We start from the raw sequence: 14,988 nt of genomic DNA, 5'->3' as shown, positions 1-14,988 counted from the left end.
CTGTCGACTGTGCCGCGGCCGGGTCCTAGCCGAGCCGCAGGCGTTCGGGTCTGCGCTCCGGATCGTCCCAGAGGAGTGCGAGACCGTGCTCCCATGTCTGGTCCTGCGGCTGCACACCCATCCCCTCGATCCGTAACCGGCGTAGTTTTTGCGGTAGTTCGCGCAGGTTCACATGGGTGCCCGCGGGAGCGAGCGCCCTGTCGAGGCCCGGTGCGTCGGTGGCGAACGCACCGCCGTTCGGCGGTCCGTCGCGGCGCCACACGGCGATCGGCACCCCCGCCTCAAGCACCGCGTCGAGTGCGTCCGGCAACTCTTCGGCGGACACCCCGGCCAACACGCACACCGGCACATGGCGGTCGGCCTGCAACTCCAGGCCGAGGCGGGCGGACACCGAGGGCCGGCCGAGCAGCCAGATGGGCTGCGACGGCAGTCCCGTGCCTGGCGTGAACAGCGCCCATTCGCCGCCGCCGTACGCCTTGAACCAGGCCCACTTGCGCTTCCACAAGTGGTAGGCCGCGCCCGTGCGTTCCTCCGGGCAGCGCACCACCACCTCGAACTTCCCGCCGAGGCGCAGCAATCGGCCGCGTCGCCCGATCGGCAGCTCCCACTCCTCCACCTGCTCGGACAGCAGCTCGAACGGCAGATGGAACTCGATACGGTCGATGGAGGTCTGCTCCCCACCGTCCGAGGCGAACCGCTCCAGGAGCGCGCCGAGTTGACCGCCCAACTCCTGCCGGGCGGCCGGCACGTCCAGCGGGTCCCGCGAGCACCACACCGTGTCGAAGCTGTCGTGGTGCAGCCAGATGTCCACCAAGTAGGCGCCCTCCACACCGGACTTGCGCAGCTGGATGTGCAGTTCGGGCGCCGTCGCACGACGGGCGGGCGCGGGAGGCACGGCGCCGACACCGAGCCGGGCGGACGTGCGGTCCACCCAGGAGTCCAGGCGTACGCCCCAGTCGGGGTCCTCGGCGTGGGCGGCCAGGCAGCGGGCGAACAACAGGGAGAAAGGCACACCGGACCGTCCCTGGCGCTGCTCCAGATCGCGGACGAGCGCGGTCAGGCCGTCCTCGGGCGGCGGCAGGGTGCTGATCGGCGGTGCGGCGCACTCGGCGCTGGCGAAGGCCCACAGGACCGCGTCATAGGTGTAGGCGGGCAGATCCTGTTCGCCGGCCAGCGTCTTCAGCTCGCGCCAGGCGGTGTTGTCGAGGCGGGGGACGGGCTCGGCCGGGGAGTAGTCGAAGAGGGACGAGTCGTTCCAGTCACGGCCGTCGATGAACTGCGGCGTCTGCGCGGCCTGCCGGAGCCGGCGCTGGAGGCTGCGGGCCACCTCGGGGAGTTCCTCGGCGCCCGTGCACGCGTTCCGTTTGCCGAGTTCATCCAGGAGAAGGTCGGTGAACAGACCGGCCAAGCGATCCGCCAGGTTCTTCGCGACGTCCCCGGGCATGGTCGCGTACAGCCGGGACTGCCGGCGGTCGGAGCGGACCGCCACGCTGCCGTAGTCGACAGATCCCAGCGTCAACCCCCGGGCTTGGCGCTCGTCCGTGCGACAGGAATCGGCGATGGCGATCTGATGGCGGAAGGTGCCGCCCGGCAGTCCCTTCAGCCAGCGCAGGGCGGAGTTCAGGTTGAGGTGCGCGGTTCTTTCGGCGGTGGCCTCACTGTAGGGAAGCAGGAGCTGCTCCGCGCCGTCCTGGAAGCCGTGCCCGGCCCAGAAGATCCAGAGCAGATCGCCGTCCCATGTGGGCAGTTCATTGAACAGGGCCTGATTGATGTTCCGTTCCGTGGCATCCTCGCGTGGTATGCGGCTGGAGTGTCGACCGGCCTCAAGCGACGAGGTGAACAGGCGCACGTTCTCCGGCGGGACCCCGCCGGGACCGGTCAGCCATTCGGCGAACCGCACGGCGTCGCGTGCCGCTCCCGGCAGGTTCCAGGACGAGTGCACGTCATAGCGCTCGATACCCACTATCAAGGCGTACGTCCTGCCGGGCGAGAGGTCGGACAGGACTGTGGTGCCCGTGCTCACTCATGTACCTCCGAACCGTCGGCGGCCGACTGCACGGCGGTCGCGATCAGCTCGTAGGTGGCGGGCAGCTTCCAGTACGCGCTGTGCGAGATCGGGAAGGGCTGGCGGCTGGTGATCTCGTGATCGGACACCCGCGGGTCGTCCGGGAAGACGGGCGCGGCGCGGAAGGAGAGCAGGTCGTGGCGGTCGTAGAGGTTGAGCCAGGCCGGGAATCCCGCTGGGAGAGGGGCGCCGGGCGGCAACCCGGTCAGCGCCCCGATCTCGTGCAGGAACGGTGCCTGCGAGCCGACGGTCACCAACAGGCGTACCTGCGCGGGTGGTTCACCCCGCGCGGCGGCGAGGGCGAGCAGATCCACCAGGGCGATGCCGCCGAGGCTGTGCCCGATCAGGACGGTCGGCTCGCCGCTCAGCATCACCTGCTCGTGCAGGAAGGCGCGCAGGTCCGCCCCGCGTGCCTGGTAGCGGAGGATGTCACCTACGCCTGGTGCGGACCCGGCCGTCAGGGGCCGCCGCCAATGGTTCAGGGCGGGCTGCGCGAACAGGCGCAGCGCGAGCGTGCCGAGGGCCGAGGCCGCCCTGCCGCCGGGGCCCCGGGCCGTGCCGCCGAGCAGCGCGGTGAGGAGGACCACCGCGCGGTCGCGTTCGTCGCCCGTGCACAGGGCGTCCTCGCCGGCGGCGGAGAGCATGCGGGCGGTGATCGCGCGTGCGGCGCACTCGGCCACCTCGTACGCGTCACGGGCGTTCCGGGCGCTGGTGCAGGCGTCCTGGAACTCCTCGGCGCGCACGACGAGTTGGACGGCGTCCGGGTAGTGGTCGATCAGTCCCGCCGAACGCAGGAGAGCCGACAACTCGTCGGAGGAGGGCCCGTGGGCCAGCCGGTCGGCGACGGTTCGTCCCTCCGACTGCACCCCGGGTGTGTTGAATCCGCCGTCGGCGTCGAACGCGGCCACGAGAGCGCGCAGTTCGCACAGCGGGTCCGCGAGCAGCAGCGCCCACCGGGCCACGTCCTGTTCGAGCGGGTCCGGGAACTGGATGCCCCTGGTTGTCTGTGTGCCGGGCAGGGACCGCAGGGTGGTCGGGTCGGCGCCGTGGTCGTCGCCCCAGTAGACGGGCACCAGTTCGGCGTCGGGAAGAAGTGGTGCGAGCCGGTCGCCGACGAGGGTGTACAGGGCGTCGAACCGCTCGCGTCGTACGCCGGTCCCGTGCACGAACAGGATGCGCAATCCCCCACCACCCTTTGCCTGTACGGCGCTTCGGAACATCCGACGATAGCGCGCGGATCAGTTGCGGGTCTCGAACGGGACGGTATCGGTGCTCGACCAGTGGTGCTCGAACCAGCCACGGGCCTTCTCCACGAAGGGACTTCCCGTGGGGTGGTGGAACAGGCGAGTGCCGAGTCCCAGGAAGTCGTACACATCGAGGGCGGCTCCTTCGTCCGGCAGGATCTGACGCCGGACGGCCTGGTAGTAGCCGGACAGGGCTTCCGAACCGTTCAGGAGGTAGAGCTTCTGCATGGGCGTGATCGGTGCCTGCCGGACCTCGAACGACACGGACTCGATCAGGCCTTCGATGCGCATCCCCGACACGACATCCCGGATGGAGGCGGTGCTCCGGCGCGTCAGATCGGCCAGCCGTTGTCTGGGGCGGGATTCCTGTGGATCGTCGACAGCCCGCAGCAGGGGGAGACTGTGCGCGATGACCGGCAGCAGGATCCGTATGGTGATCGAACGCGGCAATGGCAGAGTCCCAGTTCTGAGTTCCTCGGTGCACACCCTCACATGCACGTCGAGCGACTCTCCACTGAGCGTGAACACGTCCAACGTCACATTCGGTGCCGTGAAGGCGGCCCTGAGGACGGGCCCCAGTCCGGGCGTGGCGGGCCTCTGGTCCGAGCGCCTGGGCCCCGGTTGTTCGGCGACGCGGGGCAGGGCGCCTCGGGCCGCCTCGGTCAGCAGTCCTTCCTGCCTCAGCAGGCCCAGGGCCTTGCGCACTGTTGCGCGTTCCGCGCCGAACTCCTCTGACAGATGGGCCTGCGTGGGCATCCTGGCCCCCACGGCCAGCTCCCCCTGCCGGATCCGCTCCCGCAGCGCTTCCGCGATGTCGTGGTGATCCATGCTCTCCAGGCCCGTTCCTCCCACTTGGGCGGTCCTCACCGATGCCGACAGTCTGACAGGACAGGCAGGCCGGAACCTGCCCTACCAGGCCACCCGTTGCAGCAGCCCCCACGTGAACTCGGCCGCGCACCGGTGCCGTACGCCCTGTCCGTCCGGGGCCGTGAAGGCGAGGCCCCAGCGGGTGGGGGCCGTGCCCTCCAGGGGGCGGGCGGGGGCGAAGGCGCGGGCCGCCTCGTCGACCGTGCAGGACCAGGGGGTCAGGTCGTCGAGGGTGTGGAGGGACGGGGGCGCGGCGCCGGGGGCGCGGACCAGCCATTCGTTCCACACGGCGCCGTTCGGGGCCGTGAGCACCTCGAAACGGAGGTCGGGCCAGAGGGGGACCGGCCACAGCCGGGCCTCGCACTCCAGGTCGCCGATCTTCCTGGTCACGCTCGATTCCGGGGTGCCGAGGATCGAGCGGTAGCGGGAGGCGGCGGTCCGGCCTCTCGGGGAGTGCAGCATCGCCTGCCAACGCCTGTTGGCCTCGCGCATGTCGGCGATCGAGGCGCCCAGCTCATGTCGGGCGTCCTCGACCAGGTCCGGGTTGTGGTCCGCCATGCGGCGCAGCAGGACGAGTTGGAAGTCGAGGGGGCTGAAGGGGTTCGCGGGGCGTTTCGCGTCGGGCATGCGATCCATCGTCGCGCACGGCACTGACATCGGGCCCGCGGCCACCTGGGCTGCCGCCGTCGGGCAGGAACAGGACCGAGTTGACGTAGCGGGGGCCCCGCGCGAAGGGCAGGACTCGGCGCAGCAGGCCCTGGGAGACGACGTACGAGGTCCGGGCCTGGTGCTCCTCCAGGGGGAAGGCCGACAGTCTCGTCCAGGTGGTGTCCGGCAGGACCCAGCCCTCGTAGCCCAGCAGCGACAGGTAGGTGACGATCGGCGCGATCGGCTGGATGCGTGACTCCAGTTCGACGAAGAGCGCGGGGCGGTCGCGGGTCAGGAGGCCGGTCGCGCCGTGGAGCACGGCCAGTTCGTTGCCGTCCACGTCGATCTTGATGAAGCCGACGTCCTTGAGGCCCAGCCCGTCGAGCGTGACGCAGGGGACGTGCACGGCGCGGGCGTGGATGTCGCGGCGGACCAGCGAGGACACACCCCGGTCGCCCTCGTCGTCCGGCGGCAGCCACAGGCGGGCGGTGCCGGGGCGGTCGGAGGCGGCGGCCGTGATCACCCGGGCGTGCGCGGGGGCGGCAGCGGCGAGTAGCCGCGCCAGGTGGGGGACCGGTTCGACGGTCACGACCTGGCGCGCGCGTCTCCACAGGCGGTGCGTCCAGGGGCCGTACCAGCCGCCGACGTCGACCGCCGTGCCGCAGTCGGGCGGCAACAGGTCGTCCAGGCGGGCCAGTTCGGGTTCGAAGCGGGGGTAGACGGCGCGGGCGGTGGCGGCGACCAGGCGGGTGGGGAGGAAGGGGGCGAGGCGGGCGGTGAGCGTGGCTGTCATGGGGTCATCCGTTTGAGGAGTTCCAAGTGCTCCTCGTCGTCGGTCACTTGCTCTCCGGACGAGGGCAGGAGCTGGGGGATGCCGTCGACGATGGGGTAACGGCGGCGCAGCCGCGGGTTGTAGAGGGCGTCGGTCGGGAGCAGGTGCAGGGGGCCCTTGTCGAGCGGGCAGGCCAGGATCTTCAGCAGCGGGTCGTCCGGGTTCATGGCGGAGTCAACTCCTTGGCCTCTACGGGTGGTTGAGGCGCGTTGTCGTGCTTCGGCATGGTCAGCAGGACGGTGACCGCCAGGGTCGTGCCCCCGATACGCAGGGCCAGGCGCAGCGGGTCGTGCGGCAGCGCCTCGCCGAACGCGAGGGTGCCGAGCACCGCCGTGAACAGGCTCGTCACCGTCGTGCAGACCGGCACGATCAGCGAGGCCCGGCAGCGTTGCAGTGCCGCCTGGGACATCACCAGGCCGAACGCGCCCGTGCAGAGCAGGAGATACGGGTACGGGGACCGCAACAGGTCAACCACCGCCCCTGCCAGGTCACTTGTGGTCAGGAAGCTCGACACCCCCTTGATGGCGAGCGAGCTGACCCCGTACAACAGGCCCACCGCCACGCCGTATTCGACGCCCGTGGTGGGCAGCCGGTGCCGGTGGGCCGCGCGGCGTTCTGTGGACCGGTACAGCCAGACGCCGGCCGCCAGCGAGGGCACGCACACCAGCAGGATCAGCGGATAGGGCGCGGCGCGGCTGACGTGGTCCGAGCCCTCCTTCAGCGACAGTACGACCATCAGCAGGGCGGCGAGGATCGCGCCGAGCGCGTACCGTTCCCGGCCGCTGGTCCGCTCGCCGAGCAGCCGCGCGGACAGCAGCACCAGCAGCACCAGGCCGGACACGAAGATGCCCTGCGCGGCGGCGATCGGCAGCGTCCGGTACACGGCGAGCTGCGCGCCGAACCCGGCGGCCAGCGCGAGGGACCCGCCGATCCACAGCGGGCTGCCCAGCACCAGCCGTAGCAGCCTGGCCGGTTGACGGACCGTCACCTCGGGCAGAGCCGTGAGCGCCCGCTTCTCCAACACGAAACCGGTGCTGTACAGCACGTTCGCCAACAGGGCCGCGGCCACTCCCCACCACACGGCCGCGCCCCCTACGTCTTCCGCGCGTGCAGCAGCAGGATCGACGCCAACCGCGGTCTGACGCACGCCAGTCGGTCGAGGGGGCGTAGGGCGCGCGGTACGCCGTGGAACGGGGCGCCCTTGAGGCCTACGACCTCGAAGCCGGCCGCCGTCACGAACTCCCGTAGCGCGCGCGGGGTGTAGAGCCGCAGATGCCCTACGACCTCCTTGCCCGGGCGGCCGTGGATCGCGCGCAGGCTCACCTCCGAGAACACGGGCTGGACGCCGGCGAGCAGCAGGGCCCGGTTGTACCAGGCGGCCAAGTTCGGTGTGGACAGCATGAGATGGCCTCCCGGGCGCAGTACCCGGCGGATCTCGGCGAGCGCCGTGTCCGGGTCGACGAGATGCTCGATCACCTCGCTGAACAGCACGGCGTCGGCGACGGCCGTCCGTAGCGGCAGCGCGGTGAGTTCTCCACGGACCGTGTACGGCAGGTGAGTTCGGGCGCGGGACAGGGCGTCCTGGGACCAGTCGACGCCGATGACGCGGTGGCCGGTGAGGAGGGGTGCGGCGGTGGCCGCCGCCGTGCCGTCGCCGCAGCCGATGTCGAGGACCGTGAGGGGATGTTCGGTGGGCGGGCCGAGGGCGGTGGCCAGGACGCGGGCCTGGCGGAGGGTGCGGGAGGTGCCGGAGGCGACCGGGACGGCGGGGTTCTCGTAGAAGTCGCGGAGGCCGGGGTGGTGCGGGGCGGTGGTCGTCATGCCGCGTGCTCCTCCGTCGTGTGCAGGTAGTGCTCGAACAGGTCGCGGAGGTGGGCGCCGTCACCGGGGCCGAGGAGGGTGCGCGACCAGCGCAGGGCCACGTGCAGCTTTCCCGCGGTGGAGGCGGTGGTCACGGTGAAGCCGCGGGGCATCCGGGCCGGGGCCGAGAACCACACGGCGTGCGCGCGGCCGGCGGTACCGCCGAAGTCCAGGGCGTAGGGGATACGGCCGATGTTGCTCAGGAGGGTCGTCGAGGTCCAGGGCGCGGCTGCTCTGCGCAGGCCCCGGGTGAGGGTCGCCCGCCAGGCGACGGGGACGACGGGAGCCGTCAACAGGGCGGCACCGTGACCCAGTTGGGGGCGGGGGAGGGCTTTCAGTGCGCGGGTGCGGGTCGCTGTGCGGTGGAGCAGTTCGCCCATCTTGGCGGGGTCGGTGGTCAACTCGTCCGGGGCGAAGGTGACTTCGACCAGTCGGGTGCCGTTGCCGATGGGCATGTCCGTGCCCCGGGGGCGGTCGTCCACGGGCATCGTGATGCGCAGCGGGCGCGGGTGTGCGCCGTGTTCGCGGTTCCAGTGGGCGATCATCAGGGCCGTCGTGACCATGAGTTGGTCGTTCACGGTGTACGGGGAGCCCTTGGGGCGGTGCGGGACGGCGAGTTCGGTGAGGAGGAGACCGTTGCCGCCGGGGGAGGGGTCGGGGGTGCCGGGGGCGACGCGGGCGGGCGGGGTCCATACGGACGGGGTGGCCGTGGGGGGTTCGGGGGTGTCCGGGGGGCGGGTCGGTGGGGCGGCCGGGGCGTTGTCCTTGCCGCCGTAGCGCTCCGCTGCGGTGGCGAGGACGCGGAGGCAGGCGGGGCCGTCCAGGGCGGTGTGGTTGACGGTGAGGAGAAGGGCGGTGCCGTGGGGGAGTTCGACGGCTTCCAGGCGGATGGGTGGGGATGCGGTCAGGGGTGGGGTGTGGTTCAGGGCGCGGGCGCGGGCCTGTTCGAGGGCGTCGGGGGTGGCGGGGGTGAAGGTCATGACCTCCACGTCCGGGTCGTTGGTCAACTCCCATTCGTAGCGGCGGCGGTACCAGCGGCCCGGGGCCTCGCGCATGAGGACGCGGGGGTGGTGGTGCAGGGCCTGGGTGAAGGCGGTGCGGAGCCCTTCGGGGTTTATGGGGCCTGGGAGGTGGACCTCTATGTGGACGGTTTCCGGTTCGGTGGATTGGTGGCAGTGGCGGGCGATTTCGTCAACTGTGGGGAACGGGATGCGAGTTGGGGAGCGGGGATCGTCGAGTGTGGTCATTGGGGGGCGTCCTTTTGCTGCGGGCCGGTGGGGGCTGGTCGCGCCCGCGCGGCGGAGCCGCTAATGTCGCTGCCCCGCGCCCCTGGAGGGGCGCTCCACTCCCGCGTGCTTACCAGTCCCGCGAACAAGCCGATCAGCGCGAGGAGTTGGGCGGCTCGGCCGAAGGCGCCCTCGCCCGCGCCGACCGGGGTGCCCGCACCTGTTGCTGCTGCGATTCCCGCTCCAGCGAGGGCGATGAACGCGATCGGGACCAGCAGCGCGTGGCGGCGGTAGGCCAGTAGCGCCAACGCCGGGACCAGTAGCGCGAACCAGCCCGCTATCACCACTCCCACCAACGTCAGTGCCACCGTGCCCAGCCACAACCCGGGCAGGGGCGGGGGCGGTTGGAACTCGTCGGGGTTGGCCTCTCGGCGGCGCCAGATCACCAGGGCCAGGAGGACGACCACGGCCGCTCCGCTGCCGATGAGGCCTGCCTCGTACGTTGTCGCCGGGGTGTAGGTCAGCTTGATCGTGCCGCCCGCGCCTGCGGGGACGCGCCAGCCCTGTTGCCAGCCGTCGAGGCGGACCGGGGACAACTCCTTGCCGTTCAGGGTGGCTTTCCAGCCGTCGTTGTAGTTCTCGTACGTGGTGAGGTACGAGGCCGTGCCCAAGCCGACCGTCAGTTCGCGGCGGTCGCCGAGCCAGTCCACGACCCGTAGGTCCCGACCTGCGTCCGTCGCAGGTGTGACACTTCCCCGGGTGAGTGTCACGTTCGTCAGGGAGAGGGGTCCCGCGTCGCCCGCCTCGACCCGGTGCGTGCCCGACGTCAGCTCCAACGCCGGATCGTCCCGGCCCTCCTGACAGAGCGTCACCTCCACCGTCCGGCGCTCGGTCAGGTCTCGTACCGTCCCCGTCACGCTCGTCCGGTACAGCTCGCCGTCGACCGCCACCACCGGGCCCTTTCCACAGGCCAGCGTGAAGGTGCGGGTGGGGTCGGGCTGGGGGGTGCGGTACTGGTCCAGGGCCGGGATGTACGCCTCCGTAAGGCCCACGGGGAGTTGGAGGTTCTCGTCGGCCACCGGGTTGTGGAGCGTGAGCGGGGCCGTCTTCGTGATCGTGATGTCGAGGCGGTTCGTCGTGATCGGGTCGAAACGCACCACGCCGTTCTCGTCGACCCCGGCGATCGTCGCGCCGTCGGGCGAGCTGATGTCGACCTCGGTCGCACGGGTCGAGAGACCGCCGGCGGGCGCCAACACCACTTCGCCCACTGCCTGTTTACCGGTCCAGGACAGATGGATCGTGGGGCGGTCGCCCGCCACCCAGCCCGTCGTCAGGTCGCCGTCCGTCAGGTTGCGGGCCGAGAGGCCTGCGCCCAGCGCCGCCGTGGAGTCCGCCGTCGCCGTGATGCGGTGCTGCTGGGCGGGGGCCACCTCGTAGAGGAGCTTGTCCAACTCCTCGCCGGGCATCGCCACCGCGCTCGCCTTCATCTCGTACGTTCCCGCCGTCGGCGTCGAGAACGTGCGGTGCAGGCCCGCTTCCGTGCCCGTGGGGGCGAGTCCGGTCGGGTCGGCCGTGCGGTGCAGGGAGATGATCTCGGCGGCCGAGTCGGAGTTGCTCGCGTCGGTGGGGAGTTTCAGGAGCCGGGTGACCTGGACGTGCGGCAGGGCGATCTCGGAGAAGCCCGCGCCGGTGAGACCGGTGCGGCGGGCCACCGAGTCGACGATCGTCAGCTTCATCCAACTCGTCGTTCCTGAAGGGGCTTTGATCGTCTGTGTCGTGCCGTTCGGCTGGAGGTAGCTGGTCGCCGACCCCTTCGCCGTCTCCACCCGCACCTCCGTGGCCGCAGCCCGCACACTCTCCTGCGGGAGCGGGGTCACGTTGAACGAACCCGGCATGTCGTACGACCCGCCCGTGAAGCCGATGCGCAGCCACTGCCCGTTCGGGGAGCCCGCCGCGCCCTCGGCCCACGCGGTGTCGGGGTTGCCGTCGAAGGCGTTCACCGGGTCGAACTGGGGCAGCTGGAACAGCCAGTTGCCGCTGGAGGACGCCGTCACCGAGCGCGCGCCGCGCAGCTCGGCCACCGTCTGATGGGCGATGCCCTTGGTCGGCAGGATCTGCTTCGGTTTCTTGCCCGCGTCCTGGACGGCGTCCGGCGCGTTGCGTTCGTCGGGGGTGTACGTGTACGAGGTGTTGGCGTCGACCAGGCCGAACCGGGTGTCCGCGCGGCGCAGTCCGTCGCCGAGGATCTGGAGCGGCGGGGAGCCAAGACCCGGGTGGTTGTCTCCCGTCAACACCGTTGCCCGGCCCCGGAGTTCGGCCGCGAGAGGCAGCAGGGACTCCGGTCCTCCGGACACCACCGCGGTGTCGGCCACCGGCGTCAGGCCCGCCTGGCCCGGCCGTACGACGTCCTTGCTCGTCGGCTCGTAGATCTCCACCGCCCGCTGGCGCGGGTAGAGGCCCTCGACCTGGAGCGGGGTGTCGTTGGCGATCCGGCCGCCGGTCATCACCGGGCCCAGGCCGGTCACCCGCTGGTAGCCGGACTGTTCCAGGGCGCGTTTGACGGTGGTCGTCGGGACGTAGCCGATCTGGTCGGGGTCGAGGTCGTTGCGGACGACGACGTAGTAGATGCCCGCGCGGCTCAAGTAGTCGGCCAGGCCCGGGACTTCGCCGCCGGAGTCCAGGGCCTGTTCCACCGCGTCCATCGCGCGCCGGTTGCCGGGGGTGCCCATCGGGACGTAATCCCGTTCCGCCCAGCGGGAGTCGGCGAGGACGTCGAGGGGCTCGTCGATGGGCGAGCCCCAGGTGTAGATGCCGTGCGCGGTCGCCGGGACGACCAGGGCGCGGGAGTCGGGGGAGTACTTGTGCAGCCAGTCGGCCGTGGACTGCCAGTACTTGGGGAGTTGCTGGAACGAACCCGGGTTCAGGATCGACCCGTTGAGATACGGCCACGCGAGGCCGGGGAGGACCAGGACCACCGCGACCAGCGGGGCGAGCCGACGCCCCCGGACCGGGCGGGCGCCCCGCGACTCGGCCGCCACGCCCACCAGGTGGGCCAGACCGAGGACGAGCGCGAGAGCGAGCCCCGCCTGGAACTTGTAGATGTTGCGGAACGGGACGAGCGGGCCGTTCAGCCAGTCCTGGACCAGCCCGTGGAAGGGCGCCCCGAACGGGCCGCCGTACCCGGCGAACAGGATCAGCGCGACCGACACCGCGATCAGCACCAGCCAGCGCCGCTCCGGCATGTCACGTCGGGCCAGCCCGGCGAGGCCGAGCCCTGCCGCGAGGGCCGAGCAGACGATCACGATCACCGAGGAGGCGACCGTCCAGCCGGCCGGTATCCAGGCCTCCCCGAGGTGCAGATAGGCGACCCAGTCACCGGCCCCGCGCAGGCCCTCCGTCGCCGACATGGTGTCCGTCGTGGTCTGCGAAGTCTCCACGTAGGGAAGGAAGTTCTCGCCGTAGACACCGAGCATGAGGAGGGGGATCCACCACCAGGCCGTGGCCAGCACGACCCCCGGCACCCACCAGGCGATCAGCTTGCGCTGCCGTGGTCCGGGTGGGCGGGAGAGCAGATACAGGCCCACCGGGAACAGGGACGCGAGGGTCGCCGCCGCGTTGACCCCGCCCATGAACGGGACGATCAGCGCCGAGCGCAGGGCGGCCACACGAGCCGTGTAGCGCTCGTTGGTCAGCGGCAGCAGGACCCAGGGGAGGAAGGCGCCGGGGAGCGCGGCGGCCGAGGTCGAGCCGACGACGATCGTGAACACCGGCCACAGCGCGTAGGTGATGGCGGCGAGCAGTCGGGACGCCGGGCTGCCGACCCGCAGCCGCTCGGCCAGCCTCAACGTACCCCAGAAGGCCACCGAGACGACCAGCGACAGCCACAGGCGCTCCGCCAGCCACACCGGCAGGTGCACGGCGTGGGCCAGCCAGTAGAACGGCAGCATCGGCCAGAGGTAGCCCGCGTACTGGTCCTGGATACCGCCGAAGGAACCCCGGTCGTGCCACAACTGCCCCAGATCGGAGAGGAATTGACCGGGGTCGACGGTGACGCCGAGCTTGGTGTCGAAGGTCTGCCGACCCGGATGCACGGCGAGGAACAGCACGAACACCACGGCCCAGAACCCCAGCAGCCAGCGCCACGACCTCGGGCCTTCCGGGGGCCCGGCGAGCGTCGTGGTGGTGGGGTCGGCCGCCGGGGGCGGTGTCTGGACCGTGGTCGCCGTCATCGTGGACACCGCCGGAGGATGAGAAGGAGGTTCCAGGTGGCCAACTCCCTTATCCCGGGCGCCTTGACGACGGCTCGGTCGAGGAAGGGCCAGTAGCGGGAGCGCGCCGCGACGACCGTCACGTCGTCGCGGGCGCGGACCTGCCGCAGGGTGGCACCGATGTGCACGGCGAACAGGTTCTCGCCGAGGGTGTGCTTGGCGGGCTTTCCGGTACGGCGCCGGTAGCGGGCGCGGGCCCGTTCGGCGCCGAGGTAGTGCCAGGGCGCCCACTCGTGACCGCCCCACGGGGACAGCCAGTTGGTGAACGACACATAGATCAGCCCACCGGGCCTGGTCACCCGCGTCAGCTCACTGAGAAACGTCTGCGGATCGGCCACATGCTCAAGGACGTTGGACGAGAACGTCACATCGGCGACCCCGTCGGACAGGGGCAGCAGATACCCGTCCGCGATGACCGTCCCGTCCGGCGGCTTCTCCCCCAACTCCCTTACGTCGGGCTCGAAAAGGTAGGCGTGGGCGCCGCGCCGCCGGAACTCCTCGGTGAAGTAGCCGCCGCCACCGCCGACATCGACGACGGTGCGGCCGGTGACGGGACCGTCGTAGGCCTCGACCTGGTCGACCGCGTCGGTCGCGAGCAGTGAGTAGCACGACTCCGGGTCGTCCTGTTCGTGCAGGAAGGCCCGGAAGAGGGCCACCGACCTGCGCAGGGAGGGATCCTTGGGGCCGGTCACGACCCCCAGCCCCTCACCGCCTCGGCGGCGACAGCCCGGAACTGTCTGACGGTCCGGTGCCAGCGATAGCGCGCCGCCCGATCACGAGCCGTCTTGCCCATCAGCTCACGGCGACGCGTGGACAGCGCGAGCGCACACCAGGCAGCGGCGAAGGAGGACTCTCCCCGTGCCAGTACACCGGTCTCGCCGTCGATCACGGAGTCCCGCAGCCCCGGCACGTCGAACGCGATCGCCGGCGTCTCCCGGGCGGCAGCCTCCGTCACCACGAGCCCCCACCCCTCCAGCGCGGAGGGATGCAGCAACAGCCAGGCGGCGCAGAGGAGTTCGTGCTTCCGCGTCTCCGAGACGTGGCCGGTGAACTCCACCCCGGGCCCCGCGAGTCGCTCCAGCCGCCCCCGCTCAGGACCGTCACCGACGATCAGGAGGCGCCCGCCGACCACGGGACGCACCCGCTCCCACAACCGCAGCAGCAGATCGATCCGCTTGTACTCGACCAGCCGCCCCACCGCCACGAACAACGGCTCCGGCGAGCGCTCGGCACAAGGACCGGGTTCCTCGACTCCGTTGTGGACGACCCGGATCCGGTCCCGTTCGATCCCGATCCCGCGCAACGCGTGCGCGGTCGAGGGAGAGACCGCGACCAGCAGGCCGCGATGCTGCGCCCCGGTCAGCGCCCACTGTTCGAGCCGTCGGCCGACTCTTGCGGCCGGGGCCATCGGGCCGTCGAACCGCATCCTCCACACGTCGGTGTGGACGTGGTTGACCAGGCAGATGGTGGGCCCGTGATGCCAGACGGGAGCGAAGTAGGGCATCCCGTTGCACACCTCGACCAGCAGATCGCAGTCACCGATCGACCGGGTGAACGCCGTACGGGCGCGCAGGAAGTGGCCGTAGGTGCCGCCCGCCGACACGACCCGGTAGTCGCGGTAGGCCACCGGGCCGCCGCACAGCAGGGTCACCTGGTGGCCGAGCCGGGTCAGGCCGTCGGCGAGTCTGTCCACGAGGAGTTCGGAGCCGCCCGCCGAGGGGTTGTCGAGGTCCCGGTGGGCGAGGAACACGATGCGGCGCGGTTGCGGCACCGGCGCCGGGGAGCGCTGCGCGGCCGGCGGAGACGCGGTACGCGGCGGATGGTGGGGCACGTGCTGGGGCATGGGTGCTCCAACTCGTCTCGGGGTGCGGAACTCTGCGGGAACACAAGGGGAGAAAAGCGAACAAGAGCTGGCAAGAGCTGGCAATGGCTGGCAAGGGCGGGCAAAGGGTGGGCGCGGTGCGGGAGTTCTGTGGGT

General features: G+C 71.2%; 12 protein-coding genes. All 12 read right to left on the bottom strand.

Going from position 1 to position 14,988, the window contains the following annotated elements; translation table 11 throughout:
* Positions 1-25: 25 nt before the first annotated feature.
* The 12 genes from ACWIHT_RS41925 to ACWIHT_RS41870 all read right to left on the bottom strand — a co-directional run bounded on the left by ACWIHT_RS41925 (position 26) and on the right by ACWIHT_RS41870 (position 14,853).
* Positions 26-2,023: a VMAP-C domain-containing protein gene (locus ACWIHT_RS41925; RefSeq protein WP_456173870.1), complete on the bottom strand. Its 1,998-nt coding sequence runs from the start codon at positions 2,021-2,023 to the stop codon at positions 26-28.
* Positions 2,020-3,246: a hypothetical protein gene (locus ACWIHT_RS41920; RefSeq protein WP_456173869.1), complete on the bottom strand. Its 1,227-nt coding sequence runs from the start codon at positions 3,244-3,246 to the stop codon at positions 2,020-2,022. The genes ACWIHT_RS41925 and ACWIHT_RS41920 overlap by 4 nt, the downstream gene beginning before the upstream one ends.
* A 57-nt stretch (positions 3,247-3,303) precedes the next feature.
* Positions 3,304-4,137: a winged helix-turn-helix domain-containing protein gene (locus tag ACWIHT_RS41915; RefSeq protein ID WP_456173868.1), complete on the bottom strand. Its 834-nt coding sequence runs from the start codon at positions 4,135-4,137 to the stop codon at positions 3,304-3,306.
* Positions 4,138-4,218: 81 nt separating this feature from the next.
* Positions 4,219-4,803 carry a hypothetical protein gene (locus tag ACWIHT_RS41910; protein ID WP_456173867.1) on the bottom strand — a complete coding sequence of 195 codons (585 nt, stop codon included), beginning with the start codon at positions 4,801-4,803 and terminating at the stop codon, positions 4,219-4,221.
* Positions 4,691-5,617: an FkbM family methyltransferase gene (locus ACWIHT_RS41905; RefSeq protein WP_456173866.1), complete on the bottom strand. Its 927-nt coding sequence runs from the start codon at positions 5,615-5,617 to the stop codon at positions 4,691-4,693. Before ACWIHT_RS41905 ends, ACWIHT_RS41910 begins: the two co-directional genes overlap by 113 nt.
* Positions 5,614-5,823: a Trm112 family protein gene (locus tag ACWIHT_RS41900; RefSeq protein ID WP_431250273.1), complete on the bottom strand. Its 210-nt coding sequence runs from the start codon at positions 5,821-5,823 to the stop codon at positions 5,614-5,616. The genes ACWIHT_RS41905 and ACWIHT_RS41900 overlap by 4 nt, the downstream gene beginning before the upstream one ends.
* Positions 5,820-6,725, bottom strand: a complete 906-nt coding sequence (locus ACWIHT_RS41895) for a hypothetical protein (RefSeq protein WP_456173918.1) — start codon at positions 6,723-6,725, stop codon at positions 5,820-5,822. The genes ACWIHT_RS41900 and ACWIHT_RS41895 overlap by 4 nt, the downstream gene beginning before the upstream one ends.
* 23 nt (positions 6,726-6,748) lie before the next feature.
* On the bottom strand, positions 6,749-7,477 hold the full coding sequence (locus ACWIHT_RS41890; protein WP_456173865.1) for a methyltransferase domain-containing protein: 729 nt from the start codon (positions 7,475-7,477) through the stop codon (positions 6,749-6,751).
* Positions 7,474-8,763, bottom strand: coding sequence for a condensation protein (locus ACWIHT_RS41885; protein ID WP_456173864.1), 1,290 nt, complete (start codon positions 8,761-8,763; stop codon positions 7,474-7,476). Before ACWIHT_RS41885 ends, ACWIHT_RS41890 begins: the two co-directional genes overlap by 4 nt.
* The gene (locus tag ACWIHT_RS41880) at positions 8,760-12,971 is read right to left on the bottom strand and encodes an alpha-(1->3)-arabinofuranosyltransferase domain-containing protein (RefSeq protein WP_456173917.1); all 4,212 of its coding nucleotides are present in this window, start codon (positions 12,969-12,971) and stop codon (positions 8,760-8,762) included. Before ACWIHT_RS41880 ends, ACWIHT_RS41885 begins: the two co-directional genes overlap by 4 nt.
* The gene (locus ACWIHT_RS41875; RefSeq protein ID WP_456173862.1) at positions 12,968-13,702 is read right to left on the bottom strand and encodes a class I SAM-dependent methyltransferase; all 735 of its coding nucleotides are present in this window, start codon (positions 13,700-13,702) and stop codon (positions 12,968-12,970) included. Before ACWIHT_RS41875 ends, ACWIHT_RS41880 begins: the two co-directional genes overlap by 4 nt.
* On the bottom strand, positions 13,699-14,853 hold the full coding sequence (locus tag ACWIHT_RS41870; RefSeq protein ID WP_456173860.1) for a glycosyltransferase family 4 protein: 1,155 nt from the start codon (positions 14,851-14,853) through the stop codon (positions 13,699-13,701). The genes ACWIHT_RS41875 and ACWIHT_RS41870 overlap by 4 nt, the downstream gene beginning before the upstream one ends.
* Between the last annotated feature and the right edge of the window lie 135 nt (positions 14,854-14,988).

This window comes from Streptomyces sp. NPDC002276 (assembly GCF_053891435.1).
The sequence above is the reverse complement of the archived record's forward strand: the minus strand, read 5'-3'. Positions and strand labels throughout refer to the sequence as shown.

What these genes read in the sequence shown, in the direction of transcription:
- ACWIHT_RS41915 (WP_456173868.1), bottom strand. Translation starts at nt 4,137, where the DNA reads ATGGATCACCACGACATCGCGGAAGCGCTGCGGGAGCGGATCCGGCAG.
- ACWIHT_RS41910 (WP_456173867.1), bottom strand. Translation starts at nt 4,803, where the DNA reads ATGCCCGACGCGAAACGCCCCGCGAACCCCTTCAGCCCCCTCGACTTC.
- ACWIHT_RS41905 (WP_456173866.1), bottom strand. Translation starts at nt 5,617, where the DNA reads ATGACAGCCACGCTCACCGCCCGCCTCGCCCCCTTCCTCCCCACCCGC.
- ACWIHT_RS41900 (WP_431250273.1), bottom strand. Translation starts at nt 5,823, where the DNA reads ATGAACCCGGACGACCCGCTGCTGAAGATCCTGGCCTGCCCGCTCGAC.
- ACWIHT_RS41890 (WP_456173865.1), bottom strand. Translation starts at nt 7,477, where the DNA reads ATGACGACCACCGCCCCGCACCACCCCGGCCTCCGCGACTTCTACGAG.
- ACWIHT_RS41885 (WP_456173864.1), bottom strand. Translation starts at nt 8,763, where the DNA reads ATGACCACACTCGACGATCCCCGCTCCCCAACTCGCATCCCGTTCCCC.
- ACWIHT_RS41880 (WP_456173917.1), bottom strand. Translation starts at nt 12,971, where the DNA reads ATGACGGCGACCACGGTCCAGACACCGCCCCCGGCGGCCGACCCCACC.
- ACWIHT_RS41870 (WP_456173860.1), bottom strand. Translation starts at nt 14,853, where the DNA reads ATGCCCCAGCACGTGCCCCACCATCCGCCGCGTACCGCGTCTCCGCCG.